Source organism: Rhodococcus sp. PvR099, from assembly GCF_017833315.1.
In the GTDB taxonomy this organism is placed as follows: Bacteria; Actinomycetota; Actinomycetes; order Mycobacteriales; family Mycobacteriaceae; genus Rhodococcus_G; species Rhodococcus_G oryzae.
This window is the reverse complement of the sequence record NZ_JAFIBV010000001.1, coordinates 4,299,919-4,315,202: the sequence shown is the minus strand read 5'-3', so window position 1 is coordinate 4,315,202 and position 15,284 is coordinate 4,299,919. Positions and strand designations below refer to the sequence as shown.

At 71.2% G+C, this 15,284-nt stretch carries 13 protein-coding genes; 6 read left to right on the top strand and 7 right to left on the bottom strand.

Going from position 1 to position 15,284, the window contains the following annotated elements; genetic code table 11:
• The first annotated feature begins 3 nt into the window (after positions 1–3).
• Positions 4–1,827 carry a hypothetical protein gene (locus tag JOE46_RS19875; RefSeq protein WP_374102906.1) on the top strand — a complete coding sequence of 608 codons (1,824 nt, stop codon included), beginning with the start codon at positions 4–6 and terminating at the stop codon, positions 1,825–1,827.
• On the opposite strand, the gene JOE46_RS19870 is transcribed toward JOE46_RS19875, so the two are convergent.
• Positions 1,750–2,988, bottom strand: coding sequence for a glycosyltransferase family 4 protein (locus tag JOE46_RS19870; RefSeq protein WP_209928220.1), 1,239 nt, complete (start codon positions 2,986–2,988; stop codon positions 1,750–1,752). The genes JOE46_RS19875 and JOE46_RS19870 overlap by 78 nt on opposite strands.
• A 153-nt stretch (positions 2,989–3,141) precedes the next feature.
• Here JOE46_RS19870 and JOE46_RS19865 point away from each other — a divergent pair, with 153 nt between their 5' ends.
• The 4 genes from JOE46_RS19865 (at position 3,142) to JOE46_RS19850 (ending at position 7,722) form a co-directional block, all read left to right on the top strand.
• The gene (locus JOE46_RS19865; protein ID WP_097213883.1) at positions 3,142–3,897 is read left to right on the top strand and encodes a class I SAM-dependent methyltransferase; all 756 of its coding nucleotides are present in this window, start codon (positions 3,142–3,144) and stop codon (positions 3,895–3,897) included.
• An 83-nt stretch (positions 3,898–3,980) separates the two neighbouring features.
• On the top strand, positions 3,981–4,892 hold the full coding sequence (locus tag JOE46_RS19860) for an ROK family protein (RefSeq protein WP_209928218.1): 912 nt from the start codon (positions 3,981–3,983) through the stop codon (positions 4,890–4,892).
• A gap of 89 nt (positions 4,893–4,981) precedes the next feature.
• Positions 4,982–6,184, top strand: a complete 1,203-nt coding sequence (locus JOE46_RS19855; RefSeq protein ID WP_097213881.1) for a phosphotransferase family protein — start codon at positions 4,982–4,984, stop codon at positions 6,182–6,184.
• Positions 6,185–6,273: 89 nt separating this feature from the next.
• Positions 6,274–7,722, top strand: a complete 1,449-nt coding sequence (locus JOE46_RS19850) for an aldehyde dehydrogenase (protein ID WP_209928216.1) — start codon at positions 6,274–6,276, stop codon at positions 7,720–7,722.
• A 64-nt stretch (positions 7,723–7,786) separates the two neighbouring features.
• On the opposite strand, the gene JOE46_RS19845 is transcribed toward JOE46_RS19850, so the two are convergent.
• On the bottom strand, positions 7,787–8,299 hold the full coding sequence (locus JOE46_RS19845) for a hypothetical protein (RefSeq protein WP_077040197.1): 513 nt from the start codon (positions 8,297–8,299) through the stop codon (positions 7,787–7,789).
• A 141-nt stretch (positions 8,300–8,440) separates the two neighbouring features.
• On the opposite strand from JOE46_RS19845, the gene JOE46_RS19840 reads away from it, so the two are divergent.
• Positions 8,441–9,418 (top strand): cation diffusion facilitator family transporter, encoded by a 978-nt coding sequence (locus JOE46_RS19840; protein WP_209928214.1) that lies wholly within the window; start codon positions 8,441–8,443, stop codon positions 9,416–9,418.
• Between the two features lie 93 nt (positions 9,419–9,511).
• On the opposite strand, the gene JOE46_RS19835 is transcribed toward JOE46_RS19840, so the two are convergent.
• From JOE46_RS19835 to JOE46_RS19815, 5 genes are all read right to left on the bottom strand, one after another.
• Positions 9,512–11,341, bottom strand: a complete 1,830-nt coding sequence (locus JOE46_RS19835; RefSeq protein WP_097213880.1) for a phosphoenolpyruvate carboxykinase (GTP) — start codon at positions 11,339–11,341, stop codon at positions 9,512–9,514.
• A 404-nt stretch (positions 11,342–11,745) separates the two neighbouring features.
• Complete coding sequence (locus JOE46_RS19830) at positions 11,746–12,462, bottom strand: hypothetical protein (protein WP_245221115.1); 717 nt, start codon at positions 12,460–12,462, stop codon at positions 11,746–11,748.
• Positions 12,463–12,683: 221 nt separating this feature from the next.
• Positions 12,684–12,983, bottom strand: a complete 300-nt coding sequence (locus JOE46_RS19825; RefSeq protein WP_245221114.1) for a DUF6802 family protein — start codon at positions 12,981–12,983, stop codon at positions 12,684–12,686.
• 73 nt (positions 12,984–13,056) lie between these two features.
• Complete coding sequence (locus JOE46_RS19820) at positions 13,057–14,484, bottom strand: hypothetical protein (protein WP_209928212.1); 1,428 nt, start codon at positions 14,482–14,484, stop codon at positions 13,057–13,059.
• Positions 14,481–15,161 (bottom strand): GTPase domain-containing protein, encoded by a 681-nt coding sequence (locus JOE46_RS19815; protein ID WP_209928210.1) that lies wholly within the window; start codon positions 15,159–15,161, stop codon positions 14,481–14,483. The genes JOE46_RS19820 and JOE46_RS19815 overlap by 4 nt, the downstream gene beginning before the upstream one ends.
• Positions 15,162–15,284: the final 123 nt, after the last annotated feature.

Here is a 15,284-nt window from a genome sequence, read left to right as displayed (position 1 = left end):
CCCATGATCGCACCCGTTATCGTCGGGACCATGATCGCGCGGCCCGCGGGGCTCACCCGGGCCGTTCCCGCGCTGTATTCGCTTGCGCTCGCGGCGCTCGTCCTCGGGCCGCTGCTCGGACCCGGATACCTCCTGCTGCGCGACGCGGTGAGCACCCCCCGCTCGTACCTGACCGATTCGGCATTGGGGCTGACCGACGCCGCCGCGCGCGCGGTCCCGCAGGACGCCTTGATCGCCGCGCTGACGTCGGTCGTGGACGGCGGTCTGGTGGTGAAGGCGATCCTGCTGTCGGCGCTGTGGCTCGCCGGGTGGGGCGCGGCCAGGATGGTCGCCGCGCTGCTCCCGACGACCGGACTCGGTCCGCAGCTGCTGGCCTCGACGGTGCTGCTGTGGAACCCGTACGTGGCCGAGCGGCTGTTGCAGGGGCACTGGAGCCTGCTGACCGGGTACGCGGCGCTGCCATGGACGGTGCTCGCCGCGCTGCGCCTGCGGCGCTCCCCCGTCCCGTGGTCGCCGCGGTCGTGGTGCCCGCTCGGGCTCACGCTGGCGGCCGCCGGGCTCACCCCGACCGGCGCGCTGCTGGCCAGCACGCTGGCCGCAGTGTTGCTGGCCCTTCCTGGCGGCGCGGGCGCGCGGTGGTCGCGGCTGGCGGTGACCGCCGCGCTGGCGGTGGTGGCGTCGGCGCCGTGGCTGACCGCGACGGCGCTCTCCGGCGCCGGGGCACAGGGATCGGACCCTGCCGGGGTGGCGGCGTTCGCCGCGCGCGCCGAGCCGGGACTGGGGACGCTCGGCAGCCTGGCCGGGCTCGGCGGGATCTGGAACTCCACGGCGGTCCCGGCGACCAGGACCGGGATCTTCGCCCTGGTCGGGACGGCGGTGCTGCTGGCGGTGGTCGCGTGCGGGCTGCCCGCGCTGTGGCGGCGCCGCGGCAACCCGGTGATCGTGGCGCTGGCCGTGGTCGCGGCCGCGGCGGTCCTGCTGCCCGCGCTGGCCGCCACCGGCTGGGGCCTGACCGCGGGCGAATGGGCGGCGACCCGGGTGCCCGGCGCCGGGCTGCTGCGCGACGCCCAGAAGTGGGTGGCTCTGGCGGTGCCGTTCTACGCGCTGGCCGCGGCGGCCGGGGCCGGAGCACTGGCCCGGCTCGGCGGCCGGGTGTTCGGCACGGCCACCGCCGGGCGGACCCGAACGGGGGTCGCCGCCGCGGTCGGGATCGTCGCGGTGCTGATCGCGCTGCCCGACCTGGCCTGGGGGGTGGGCGGGGCGCTGCGGCCGGTGCACTATCCGGCGTCCTGGGAGCGCGTCGCCTCGCAGCTGCGGACCGCCGACGAGAGCGGCGACGTCGCGGTGCTGCCCGCGGGGATGTTCCGGCTCTTCCCCTACAGCGGCGACGCCCCCGTCCTCGATCCGGCACCGCGGATGCTGCCCGAGGACGTGCTGCAGACCGGCGAGCTGATCGTCGCGGAGGGCACCGTCGAGGGCGAGGGCAGCAGGGCCCGCGACGTCGAACGACTGCTGCTCGCAGGCGGAGACGCGGATGACCTGGAAAACCTGGGGGTGCGGTGGGTGCTGGTCGAGCACAGCACCCCGGGCCCGCTTGCGCAGTCGCGCCGCACGCTCGATCAGCTCGACGAGGTGTACGCCGACGAGGAGTTGTCGCTGTACCGGGTGGCCGGGCCCGTCGAGATCACCGCCGCCGACCCCGCGCGCCGCGCGGCCTCCGTCGCGGCCCACCTGGTGTGGGCGGCGTTGCTAGCCGGCAGCGCGCTGGGATTTCTGGCCCACAGGGCCCGCGACCGCCGCGGCCGGGGCCGCACCGATCAGGCCTGAGACGGGCCGCCCGGCGGCCGACGCCGACAGCACCGTGCGCACCCCGGACGCGGTCTGCGCCCAGGAGAACTCCGCGGCCCGCGCGCGGGCCTTCTCGCCGAGCTCGGCGCGCTGCTCCGCGTCCGCCAGGAGGGATTCCACCGCCTCGGTCAGGTCCGCGACGTCGCTGTCCGCGACCTCGTCGCCGCCGACCAGCGACCCGGTGACCCCGTCGATGATCGAATCGGTCAGGCCCCGCGAGCTGCGGTAGCCGACGGTCGGGACGCCGTGCAGGGCGGCCTCGATCACGGCGAGACCCCAGCCCTCCTTGCGCGAGGGCATCACGTGCACCCAGGACCGGGAGAGCAGCTCGTGCTTGCGATCCTCGGGGACGTGCCCGTGGAAGGTGACGGCGTCGGCGATGCCGAGTTCGTGCGCGCGGTCCCGGAGGTTCTCCTCCCACCAGCCGCCGCCGATCACGTCCAGGTGCAGCTCGGGGGTGTCGCGACGCAGCGTCGCGACGGCGGAGAGGGCGTCCTCGATCTGCTTGTGCGGCACCAGCCTCGAGAGCACGCACACGCTGGGGTGTTCGGTGCGGGTGTCGTCGGACCCGATCCGCACGGCGGGCGGGACCGAGTCGGCGCCGTTGCGCACCACCGCGATCCGTTCCCGGTCGACGCCGAGCGCGGTGAGCTCCTCCGCGGAGGGCAGAGACACCGTCAGGTACTGGTTGCGGCGGTGTACCCGCGGCGACAGGGTGGACTCGACCCACCAGCCGACGCGCGCCATCAGCCGTCCGGCCACCGGCCACTGCTCGCGGTGGCAGTGGTGCACGAGGACCGTGACCGGGGCGCCCGCGACCGCGCGCGCGAAGAAGGGGATGCCGTTCTGGGTGTCGATCACCGCGTCCGGGCGCACGCCCTTGAGGGGGCCGATGCCGAGGCGGCCGAGCGCGATGGCGGCCAGCGCCCGCGGGTAGACGGTCAGCCGCCCGCCGCCGCGACTGATCGCGATGCCGTCGAGGGTGTCCGTGCGCGGCGCGCCCCGGTAGCGGGCGGTACGCAGCGTGACCTTGACGCCCTGCTCTGCGAGTCCGGCCCCGACCTGCTCCAGGTACCGCTCGCTGCCGCCGCCCTGCGGGTGCCCGCTGTCACGCCAGCACAACAGCAGAACCTCGCGCACGGTCACAACTCCTGTTTCGGATGCCTACGGCCGCGGTGGCGGTCAAGTGGACACAATAACCGCTGCGCAGCGCGATCGTGTCCGCTACGGTGATCCGTCGATCCGTGTGCCTCGGCGCGGCCGCTATGGTTCCTACCCGTGACCGCCCTTCCCGTGACCCGCATTTTCGCCCGTCGGGCCACCCTCCGCCGGTCCGTCGGACTGCTCGGCGACTTCCGCCACGAACAGGACGACCCGGACCTCTTCTACGGCGCGTTGGCACGAGATTCGCTGGAGCTGATCGAGGATCTGTACGCCGGGATGACCGGTCAGGACCTGACCGGCCGGACCGTGCTCGACGTCGGCGGCGGTCCCGGCTACTTCGCGGAGGCCTTCCACCGGGCTGGCGCGCGCTACATCCCGGTCGAGCCGGACCCGACCGAGATGCACGCGGCGGGGCTGACGGTCGGCGGCGCGATCAGGGGTTCCGGGATGGCACTGCCCTTCCGCGACGACAGCGTCGACATCTGCTTCTCCTCCAACGTCGCCGAGCACGTGCCCGAGCCATGGACGATGGCCGACGAGATGCTGCGGGTCACCAAGCCGGGCGGTCTGATGGTGCTCTCGTACACCCTCTGGTGGGGACCGTTCGGCGGGCACGAGACCGGTCCCTGGCACGTGTTCGGGGGCGAGTACGCCGCCCGCCGCTACGCGCGCAAGAACGGCCGCGAGCCCAAGAACCGGTTCGGGGTGTCGCTCTTCGACGTCGGGGCGGCCGACGGGTTGCGGTGGGCGCGTACGACTGCGGACGGCGAGCTGCTCGCGGCGTTCCCGCGGTACCACCCGCGATGGGCCTGGTGGATGGTCCGCATCCCCGGCCTGCGCGAACTGCTGGTGAGCAACCTCGTCGTGGTGCTGCGCAAAAGGTAGGCGCTTCGCGCCCGTGCGCGGTTGACGAGTGTCTGGACTCGTCAACCGCGCACGGGCGGCGCAGCCGCCTACGCTTCTTGGCCATGACCGGACTGGCCCTGGACATCGGCGGTACCAAGCTCGCGGCGGGACTGATCTCCGCCGACGGTGAACTGCTGGCCGAGGAGCGCAGCCCGACCCCGGCGACCGGGGTGTGGGACGCCGCCGCGACGCTGCTGCGCGCGGTCGCCGACGGGCACACGATCACCGGGGTCGGCATCGCCTCCGCGGGACCGGTCGACATCGAGGCCGGCACGGTCAGCCCGCTGAACATCCCCGACTGGCGCGGCTTCCCGATCGTCGGCGCGGTGCGCGAGCTGTTCCCCGGGGTGCCGGTGCGGATGGCGATGGACGGGACCTGCACCGCGCTCGGCGAGTACCGCTTCGGCGCGGGCCGCGGGACCGGCAACATGCTGGGCATGATCGTCTCCACCGGGGTGGGCGGCGGTGTGCTGCTCGACGGCAGGCCCGTCGGCGGCCGCACCGGGAACGCCGGGCACATCGGGCATGTCGTGGTGCCGGGCGCCGAGGACATCGCCTGCGCGTGCGGCGGCATCGGCTGCCTGGAGGCGGTGGCGAGCGGACCCTCGTCGGTGCGGTGGGCGAACGAACGGGGCTGGACGGGCTCGACCGGACTCGAGCTCTCGGAGTCCGCACAGGCGGGCGACGCGATCGCGCTGGCCGCGCTGCGCAGGTCCGGGACCGCGGTGGGGGTGGCGATCGCCTCCGCCGCCGCGCTGCTGGACCTGGACCTTGCGGTGGTCGGGGGCGGTTTCGCGCAGTCCGGCCCGCCGATGTGGGAATCGATGCGACGGGCCGCCGCGGCCCGGGCAGGCCTGTCCTTCACCCGGGGGCTCCGGATCGTGCCCGCGGAGCTCGGCGGGCGCGCCACCCTGATCGGCGCGGGCGCCCTGACACTCGGCGATCAGCCGGATCCCGGTTTCGTTCAAGCCTGACACGAAAAGGGGGCTGATTTGCGCCCGGAAGTTCTGTAACGTGTTCTAGTGTGCTTCTCACCACACCTCTGACGACGAATGAGGGCACCGTGAGTACAGCCGACATCACCCAGGACAACGGCGACAACTTTGCCGAGGTCGCCCGCCCAACCGGATCGCAGCGCGACACCGCCGAACTGGGCCGCGAGCTCCAGGAATGGCTGACGGGCCGGCTGCCGGACGGCGCCGATCCCGTGGTCTCCGACGTGCGACTCCCCGCCGCGAACGGCATGTCCAGCGAGACCATCCTGTTCGACGCGACCTGGACCGAATCCGCCACGGACCCGCTTGCCGATGCGGAGCCGGGTACCCGCCGCACCCACGAACTGGTCGCACGCGTCGAGCCCGGCGCCTCCTCGATGCCGATCTTCCCGAGTTACGAGATGGGCACCCAGTTCTCGGTCATGAAGACCGTCCGCGAGCTGTCCGACGTCCCCGTCCCCGCGGCCTACTGGTCCGAGCCGGATGCCGGGCCGCTCGGCGCCCCGTTCTTCGTCATGCAGCGGATCGACGGCGACGTCCCGCCCGACGTGATGCCCTACAACTTCGGCTCCTGGGTCACCGAGGCCACCGAGGAGCAGCGGCGCGCCCTGCAGGACTCGTCGGTCGAGATCCTGGCCGGGCTGCACGCGATCCGGGATCCGCTGGAGCACTTCCCGTTCCTGCGACTGCACGATGCGGGACCCACCGCCGAGCAGTCCTTCCGGGCGCACCTGGCCCGTCAGCGCGGCTACTACGAGTGGGCGACGGCGGACGGGCCGCGCTCGCCGCTGATCGAGCGCTGCCTCGACCGGCTCGAGGCGAACGTGCCCGCCGACGACTCCCCCGCCGTGCTCTGCTGGGGCGACTCCCGGATCGGCAATGTCATGTACCGCGACTTCACACCGGTGGCGGTGCTCGACTGGGAGATGGCCGCGATCGGCCCGCGCGAGATGGACCTCGCGTGGATGATCTTCCTGCACCGCTTCTTCGAGGACCTCACCACGATGGCGGGGCTGCCGGGCCTGCCCGACTTCATGCGCCGCGACGACATGGCCGCGCGGTACCGGGAACTCACCGGGCACCAGCCGGAGAACCTGGACTACTACAGCCTCTACGCCGCCCTGCGGCACGCAATCGTCATGTTCCGGGTGCAGAGCCGCGCGATCGCGTTCGGCCAGTCCGAGCGCCCGGCCGATCCGGACGACATGATCCTGCACCGCAAGGCACTCGAGGCCATGCTCGACGACACGTACTGGGCGCAGGTGCGCTGATGGACGACCTTCACCGAGGAGGACCCCCGACGTAACCCCGCGTTGCCCCTTCACGACGGACCCCCGAACAGACCAGCAAGGAAGCACTCATGACTGATTACGACAAGCTCTACATCGGCGGGGAGTGGGTGGCGCCCGCCACCGACGAGCGCCTCGAGGTGTTCTCGCCCGCGACCGAGGAGCGGGTGGGCAGCGTCCCGGTCGCCGCCCCGGCCGACATCGACGCCGCGATTTCCGCCGCGCGCACCGCACTCGAGACCGGCCCCTGGCCGCAGACCACCCCGGCGCAGCGTGCCGAGATCCTCGTCAAGGCGGCGAAGCTGATCGAGGAGCGTTCCGACGAGCTGTGCACCATGATCTCGGCCGAGATGGGCGCGCCGCGCGCGAGCGTCGAACTCATGCAGAAGACACCGACGCTTGCCACGATGAACAGCTTCGCAACGCTGGCCGAGACGTTCTCCTGGGAGGAGGAGCGCACCGGACCGTTCGGTGTCTGCAAGGTCATGCGCGAGCCGGTCGGTGTCGTCGCCGCCGTCATCGCCTGGAACGTCCCGCTGTTCCTGCTGGTCAACAAGCTGGCGCCCGCCATCATCTCCGGTTGCACCATGGTGCTCAAGCCCGCACCGGAAACCCCGATGAACGCCAACCTCGTCGCGGAGATCTTCGCCGAGGCCGGTCTGCCCGCGGGCGTGCTGTCCATCGTCCCCGGCGGCGCGGAGACCGGCGAGTACCTGGTCTCGCACCCCGGCGTCGACAAGATCACCTTCACCGGCAGCAGCGCCGTCGGCCGCAAGATCGGCGCGATCGCCGCGCAGAACCTCAAGCGTTGTTCGCTCGAGCTCGGTGGCAAGTCCGCCGCCATCCTGCTCGAGGACATGGACGTGCCTGCGACCATGCCGATGCTGGTGCTGTCGGGCCTGATGAACTCCGGCCAGGCGTGCGTCGGCCAGACCCGCATCCTGGCGCCGCGGTCGCGCTACGACGAGATCGTCGAGGCCATGGCCGCTTTCGTCGGGTTCTTGCCGATGGGTATGCCGGACGATCCGGCCGCGCAGCTCGGCCCGATCATCACCGCCAAGCAGCGTGACAAGGTCCTCGGCTACATCGAGAAGGGCAAGGAGGAGGGCGCCCGCCTCGTCGTGGGCGGCGGCGTGCCTGCCGGTCTGGAGACGGGCTACTTCGTCGAGCCGACCATCTTCGCGGACGTCGACAACTCGATGACGATCGCGCGCGAGGAGATCTTCGGACCGGTCCTGTCGGTGATCCCCTACGACAGCGTCGAGGAGGCCATCAAGATCGCCAACGACTCCGACTACGGTCTGGCCGGCTCGGTCTACACCACCGACATCGAGAAGGGCCTCGAGGTCGCCAAGCAGATCCGCACCGGCACCTTCGGGATCAACTGGTACGCCTTCGATCCGGGTTCCCCGTTCGGCGGCTACAAGAACTCCGGCATCGGCCGCGAGAACGGACCCGAGGGCCTGGACGAGTACTGCGAGCTCAAGTCGGTGCTGATGCCCCCCGGCTACGGCGCCTGATCGACAGACAACGCAGAACGGCCCCGCGAACCACTCGGTTCGCGGGGCCGTTCGGCTGTGTGGACTAGCTGCCGAACGGAAGGGCGGAGCTGCCGTCCGAGCTGCCGCCGGGCAGGAGCCCGACCTGCATGATCTTGGGGCTGTCGATGACGGGGTTCATCAGGTCGAGCAGGCTCACGCACCCGCCGATGACGCCGTACACCCCGGTCGGGATCTCGTTGGTGGTGCTGTTGACGGTCATGCCGGGGAGGGCGCCGAACAGCGTCAGCGGGTTCGCCACGTTCGGGTACACGACCACGCCCGGATCGAGGAGCTTGACCGGGTTCTCGACCACCGCGGGCACGTCCGCCGCGTTGACCACGAAGGCCTGGCATCCGGTCAGGCTCAGGATGGGGTTCGGGTTCTTGATGGACATGGTGATGCTGTTGCCCGACGACGAGGCGTTGACCTCGGGCGGCAGGATCGACGCCGCGGATGCCGTGGCCGGCATGGTCATCGTGACGGTGGCGACGGTGGCGACGGCGATCGCCGCACCGCCGGCGAGACGCTTGAGACCGCCCCGGGTTGCTGCCTGCATATTCGACCCTCTCAACTGAACGAATGTCCACATGAACACTGACAAACCGAAAGGGTAAGGCGTCCGGGGGGTCTCGCGTGGACGATCCGCGCAACGGTTGGACAATTCACACGGCTGGGGCGCGGCAACTATTGTTCGGGAGTGAGCCAGTCCGATACACAGCCCGACGCCGGTCCGGAGCAGAACGCGAATGCCGGCGACGAGAGCACGCTCACCGTGCTCCTCGCGTTCGGCGCGAATCTCGCTATCGCAGTGGCGAAGTCGGTCGCCGCCGCGATGACGGGTTCCGCCTCCATGGTCGCCGAGGCGACCCATTCCTGGGCGGATACCGGCAACGAGGTGCTGCTGCTGATCGCCAACCGGCGGTCCAGGCACGCGGCCGACAAGGCACACCCGCTCGGTTTCGGCCGCGAGGCCTACATCTGGTCGATGTTCGCGGCCCTCGGCCTGTTCGCCCTCGGCGCGGGCGTCTCGATCACCCACGGCGTCCAGGAACTGTTCAATCCGGAGCCGGCCAGCGATTTCGGGGTGGCCTATGCGGTCCTCGGGATCTCGTTCGTGCTGGAGGCGATCTCCTTCCGACAGGCGTACCGGCAGCTACGCACGGAGGCGTCCGACGCCGACCGGGATCTGCTCGAGCACGCGCTCAAGACGTCCGACCCGACGGTCCGCGCCGTGTTCGCGGAGGATGCCGCCGCGCTGATCGGTCTGGTGATCGCGTTCGCGGGCGTGCTGGCGCACCAGCTGACCGGGTCCCCGATCCCGGACGCCCTCGGCTCCATCGCGGTCGGCGTGCTGCTCGGCGTGATCGCGCTGATCCTCATCGACCGCAACCGGCGGTTCCTGGTCGGCGAGGAGGCGTCGCCGCAGCTGCGCGGCGCCGGTCTCGAGACGCTGCTGTCGCTTCCCGAGGTGAGCCGGGTGACGTTCCTGCGGATGGAGTACCTGGGCCCCCGGCAGGTGTACCTGGTCGCGGGCGTCGACCTGGTTGGTGACCTGGCCGAGCACACGGTGGCAGGCATCCTGCGCGACCTGGAGGGTCAGCTCGAGGCGCACCCGCACATCGTCAAGGCCGTGCTCACGCTGTCGAACGAGGACGAGCCGAGCCTGCTCGCCTGACGCAGGCCCGCGCCCATCCCCCCTGAACGACCCGATGCCACACCGGTTCACGCGAGGTGAACCGATGTGGCATCGGTGGAGAACTGGGTCGGACTAGCCCAGACGCTGCTTGAGCGCCTCGAACTCGTCGCGGATGCCGGAGGGCACCTTCTCGCCGAGGAACTCGAACCACTCGGTGATGAGCGGGATCTCCTGCTTCCACTCGTCGACGTTGACGGCCAGCGCCTCGTCGACGTCAGCGGCCTCGACGTCGAGCCCGGTCAGCTCCAGGTCGGCCGCGGTCGGCACGTATCCGATCGGGGTGGCCTGTGCGCCTGCCTTGTGCTCGATGCGGTCGATGATCCACTTGAGCACGCGGGAGTTCTCGCCGAACCCGGGCCACAGGAACCGGCCGTCGTCGCCGCGACGGAACCAGTTGACGTAGAAGATCTTCGGCAGCTTCTCCGAGTCGGCGTTCTTGCCGAGGGTGATCCAGTGGTTCAGGTAGTCACCGGCGTTGTAGCCGATGAACGGGATCATCGCCATCGGGTCGCGGCGAACGGTGCCGACCGCACCCTCGGCCGCGGCGGTCTGCTCGGAGGAGAGCGTCGCGCCGAGGAACGTGCCGTGCTGCCAGTCGAAGGACTCGCTGACCAGCGGGACGGTGGTCTTGCGGCGGCCGCCGAACAGGATCGCCGAGATCGGCACGCCCTGCGGGTCGTCCCACTCGGGGGCCAGGATCGGGCACTGCGACATCGGGGTGCAGTAGCGCGAGTTCGGGTGGGCGGCCTTCTCGCCGGACTCGGGGGTCCAGTCGTTGCCCTTCCAGTCCACCAGGTGCTGCGGGTCGCCCTCGAGGCCCTCCCACCACACATCGCCGTCGTCCGTGAGTCCGACGTTCGTGTACAGCGAGTTGCCCGCCTCGAGCGTCTTCATCGCGTTGGGGTTCGAGCCGTAGTTGGTGCCCGGCGCGACGCCGAAGAAGCCGAACTCCGGGTTGACGGCGTACAGGCGGCCGTCCTCACCGAAGCGCATCCACGCGATGTCGTCGCCGAGGGTCTCGGCGCGCCACCCGGGGATGGTCGGCTGGATCATCGCGAGGTTGGTCTTGCCGCACGCGGACGGGAAGGCCGCCGCGACGTAGTACGCCTTGTCCTCCGGCGAGATCAGCTTGAGGATCAGCATGTGCTCGGCCAGCCAGCCCTCGTCGTGGGCCATGGCCGACGCGATGCGCAGCGAGTAGCACTTCTTACCCAGGAGGGCGTTGCCGCCGTAGCCGGAGCCGTAGCTCCAGATCTCGCGGTCCTCGGGGAAGTGGGTGATGTACTTGGTGTCGTTGCAGGGCCACGGCACGTCGGCCTGGCCGTCGGCCAGCGGCGCGCCGACGGAGTGCAGCGCCTTCACGAACGGCTTGTCGGAGCCCAGCTTGTCGAGCGCGGCCTGGCCCATCCGGGTCATGATGCGCATCGAGACGACGACGTACTCGGAGTCGGTGATCTCCACGCCCAGCTTCGGGTCGTCGGCACCGAGCGGGCCCATGCAGAACGGCACCACGTACATGGTGCGTCCGCGCATGCTGCCGCGGTAGAGGTCGGTCATGAGGCCGCGCATCTCGGCCGGGTCCATCCAGTTGTTGGTGGGGCCGGCGTCGATCTCCTCGCGGGAGCAGATGTAGGTCCGCGACTCGACGCGCGCCACATCGGAGGGATCCGAATTGCCGAGGAACGAGTTCGGCTTCTTCTCCGCGTTGAGCCGCGTGAAGGTGCCCGCCTCGACCAGCTTGTCGGTGAGCCGCTCCCACTCCTCGTCGGAGCCGTCGGCGAACACGACGCGGTCGGGCTGGGTGAGCTCGGCAACCTCTTGCACCCAGGCGAGCAGCTCGCTGTGCGAGGTGGGTGCGGTGCCGTCAGTTCCGTTCAGACCGGGAATGGTCGCTGAGGTCATCAAACTCTCCTGGGTGTGCCGGAACCGTCCAACCACCGTCAGCTGCACGAATGCACTTGACGATGTAGTCGGTTTTCCCCTCTCGGCGGGGCGCATCCCGCTGCTCCGTCGACGCATGCGTGCGAACGCAGACGGCAAACGGAGGACACGGGCGCCGGGTGTCCTGGTACGAGGTTAACGCTGAGTGTCCCCCCGTAGGGAATCGGGTCTTGTCCGATGAGTCACAAGACCGATTCAGTGATCTCACGCGGGGCGTTCTCGGCCGCGCGCAGGCTTGAGACGGCCGGAGACAGCCGAACACCCCCGGAGGCGACTGAGGACCGAACGCTCGTCCTCGGAGGGGTCCCCGACGGTCCCCTCCCGACATCTCCGGGGGTGTTCGTGGTCTAGCTGTTCAGAAAGGACTAGCTGCCGTTCTTGAGGACGTTGCTGATGGTGTCGCCGAGAACGTCGCTGATCGAGCCGGTGGAGCTGAGCTGACCCTCGGCGGAACCGGTGCCGGTGCCGTCCGCGACGCTGAGCACGGCCTCACCCGGGTTGGGGATACGCACGGTGAAGCAAGCCGTCAGGTTCGGCAGTTCCGTGCCGACACCGACGGTGCCTGCGACGCCGGTGCCCCGGCTGGTGATCTGCGAGCCGGGGGCGGCATTGGCAGGAACCTTGTAGGTCGTCTTCAGGGTGACCGGGTTGCCGGAGTTGACGAACCAGCCGGTGCTGGTCACCTTCCAGCCGTCGCCGTTCGCCGTGGGGGTGACGTCAGCCTCGTGCTGGCCGGTCGGGATGCCAACCGAGAACGCCGTCACGGTCGCCTTGACGGGAGCGCCGAAGCCCACCGGCGGGATGTCGTTGATGGTGTTGACATACGGGTTTCCGATGCCGGTGGTGCCGACGACCGTCGTGTACGTGACGAGGGTGCCCGGGGCGGCCTGGGTGGCCGAGACCGTCTTGGAGTAGGTGTGGGTGACGCCCCACGTCGAGATGTCGTTCTTGGTGGCCGTGCTGGACTGGCTGCACTCGGCGGCGCTGGCAGTGCCGGCGCCGAGGCCGACGGTCAGACCGGCGGCGACGAGGGCGGCAGACGCGGCCACTGCCGCAGTGCGGCGCATCGGGGTGTGAGACATGTGGAGATCTCCATTCGATCAGTTACAGCGCCAACCACGTAGTGCCGGACTGTCACGGCCGACGGGCGCCGGATTTGCAGGGGGTGGGCGAGGTCATCGCACCGTGACCTTTATACGGACAAGCGTCCAACCCCACAGCCAATTGCGAAAAATCGCCCACGGCACAGCCGGCGACCCCTCGTGATCCACTCCGCTCCGGCCGCGGATCCAACGCTCGGCGCCTACAGGCTGCCGTGGTCGGTCCTGGCCCACCGGACCTCGCCGTCGGCCCCACGGTTGGCCTGCCATGACTCGTACCCACCGTCGCCCTCGATGGCGGTCACATGGTCGGCGAACCCGTCTTCGTCCAGGTCAGAGGCCACATACAGGGTCCCGCCCGTCGAGTAGGTCCTGGTGTCGAGGATCCCGTCGCCGTCGAGGTCCGCGGTGGGAGCGTGCAGCTCCATCTCGCCGGCGTCGGGGCCCATCGGGTGCTGGGCGGGGCCGAGCGTGCCGAGCAGCAGCATGTCGTCGTGCATCATCACCACGACTCCTTCCGTTGGCTGGACTGGTCGCTACTGATTGGACGCAGCGCCGCCGCGGGCGGTTCCACCGTTACCGAACGGTGACGCTCGCGTACACCTCCAGCACGGCGAGGTCACGGTCGCAGGCGGCCAGTTTCCCGGCCCTGCTGCCCGCGCGCTCCCGCAGCTGCCGATCGAGCGCCGCCAGCCGGTCCTCGGACTCGCGCGTCCGCTCCCGATGCCTCGCCAGGATCGCCTCCGCACACCGGGCCTCGGTGTCGACCAGCCGGCCGAGCACCCGCTGCTCCAACACCGACCGCACCGTCGCAAGGGTCTCCACCGCCCACTGGCGAAGGTGTGCGCGATCGGCGAGGTGCCCGCGGGCCCTTGTCAGCCACCACGCGGCGCCGCCACCGAGAAGCAGGGTCACCGGGATGCTGGCGAGGTCGAGCGCGGGCACGGTCGACAGCGGAGCCATCACCATCCGGCCGAGGCCCAGCCCGGCGGACGCCCCGAACACGATCATCATCCGGTCCTCGAGCCCGCGGTGCCGCGGCGCGGGCGGCTCGATCGCCGGCACGGTAGGCGTTCGGTTCTCGTCGTGCAGCGCCCCACCCAGCACCCGCGCGCTGACCTCGGCCAGGCGCGCATCCGCCGCCGCATCCACCCTCGCGGTGAGCGCCGCGACCGCGTCCCGCAGGTGTTGTGGGGATGCCGCCAGCGCGGTGCGGTCGGCCCGGTCGATGGCCTCCCGTGCCGCGGTGGACTCCGCCCGTACCTGGTCGCTCACCTCGTGCACCAGCTCCACCCGGGCCAGCGCGGTGAGCCTGCGCAGGACCGCGGCCCGATCGCCGCGCCACCCGTCCCGGTCTGCCACCAGCGCGGACCGCTCTGCCCGCAGGGCCGCGGTGTCGTCGGTCGCGCGCAGCGATTCGGCGGAGGCCCGGATCAGGGCGGCGGCCTGTTCGGCCGCGCCCGCGGCCCGCACGCGCAGCCGTGCCTGTCGCTCGGGGACGGCGGTGGTCGCCTCGAGGATCGCCGCACGCAGCTCCTCGATGCCGCGACCGTCCGGCACCGAGACCGGATGGATCACGACACCCGCGAATCGGGGCAGGTGCTCGGTGAGCAGCTCGGTGTTCCGCCGGGCGACCGCCGCCCAGTCGTGGTGCGCGTCGACCCCGGTGAGCGCGAAGAGCACGGTGTGCGCGGACTCGGCGCCGGCCCGCAACAGTTCGAGTTCCTCCCGACCGAGCGGTGCCGCGGCGTCGAGCACCATCAGGGCCACGCCTGCCGCGGGATCGGGTGCCTCGGCGAACCGCAGCTCGCGGCTCCCGGCCCCGCCCTCCGTGAGCGCAGCGATCAGATCGCCGCGACCACTGCCGGGCACGCCGAGGACCACCACCGTCACCGCGCCGCCCGGATCCGGCGCGGGCGGCGCGGGCCGCTCCAGACCGGGCAGCGCGCCGGGATTCCACCGGCGCAGGACGGCGGCCAACTCCGGCGGCACCGTCTCGTTCACCGGACCTCCCCGCGGACCCACTGCCGAACCGCGTTCCGGTGCAGCGTCATGGCCGCCCTTGTGCCGCGGGCGTCGAAGCCACCGTTCATCCGGCCCCGCCACGTCCGGGCCCGACGCAGCGCGAGAGCGGGATCGTCCGGCGGCGACTCCGCCGGCATCTCCCCTTCGTGCGGGAGGATCGCCGCGACCGCGACAGTCAGCGCCTCGTCGCCCGCCAGGTACTCCTCCACCGCGTCGCGGACGCTGGCGGTCCCGATCAGCGCCCGCAGGTCCGCCGACAGCGCCGCTGCCCTGGCGGCCAGGCAGGCCTCGAGCCGATCGGTGACCGCGATCCGCAGATCGGCCACCCCGAACTGCGACCGACTGTCCACGGGCAGACAGGGCACACCGAGGACCGCCGCGGCGCGCTCGGCCGCGACAGCGGAGTCGGCCAACGTGTCCGCCTTGTTCAGGACGGCCAGCCCCCGATCCCCCGCGATGCCCGCCGCGGCCACGTCGGCGCGGCGCGGCGGGTCGCACACCACGAGCACGATCAGTTCCGCGGTCAGTGCCGGGTCCTCGGCGCCAGGCACGTCCCAGGCGGGGGTCTCGACGACCTCGGCCCCCTGCATCGGCCCGAGCGCCGTGATGACCGCGGACCGACCGACCCCCGCGCGCCCGGTCACCTGTATCCGCACCGGAGCGCGATACCGCCGCACAGCCCGGCTCACCAGAGCCCCGGCCGCCGGATCCGCCTCCGTAACCGATCGTCGTAACCCGTCGACCGTCGCATCGAATTTCATCGACGCCATCGCGCCACC

Bases quoted from the DNA above. Each gene is read 5' to 3' on its own strand.
- JOE46_RS19875 (WP_374102906.1), top strand. From the start codon at position 4: ATGATCGCACCCGTTATCGTCGGGACCATGATCGCGCGGCCCGCGGGG.
- JOE46_RS19860 (WP_209928218.1), top strand. From the start codon at position 3,981: ATGACCGGACTGGCCCTGGACATCGGCGGTACCAAGCTCGCGGCGGGA.
- JOE46_RS19850 (WP_209928216.1), top strand. From the start codon at position 6,274: ATGACTGATTACGACAAGCTCTACATCGGCGGGGAGTGGGTGGCGCCC.
- JOE46_RS19845 (WP_077040197.1), bottom strand. From the start codon at position 8,299: ATGCAGGCAGCAACCCGGGGCGGTCTCAAGCGTCTCGCCGGCGGTGCG.
- JOE46_RS19835 (WP_097213880.1), bottom strand. From the start codon at position 11,341: ATGACCTCAGCGACCATTCCCGGTCTGAACGGAACTGACGGCACCGCA.
- JOE46_RS19830 (WP_245221115.1), bottom strand. From the start codon at position 12,462: ATGTCTCACACCCCGATGCGCCGCACTGCGGCAGTGGCCGCGTCTGCC.
- JOE46_RS19825 (WP_245221114.1), bottom strand. From the start codon at position 12,983: ATGATGCACGACGACATGCTGCTGCTCGGCACGCTCGGCCCCGCCCAG.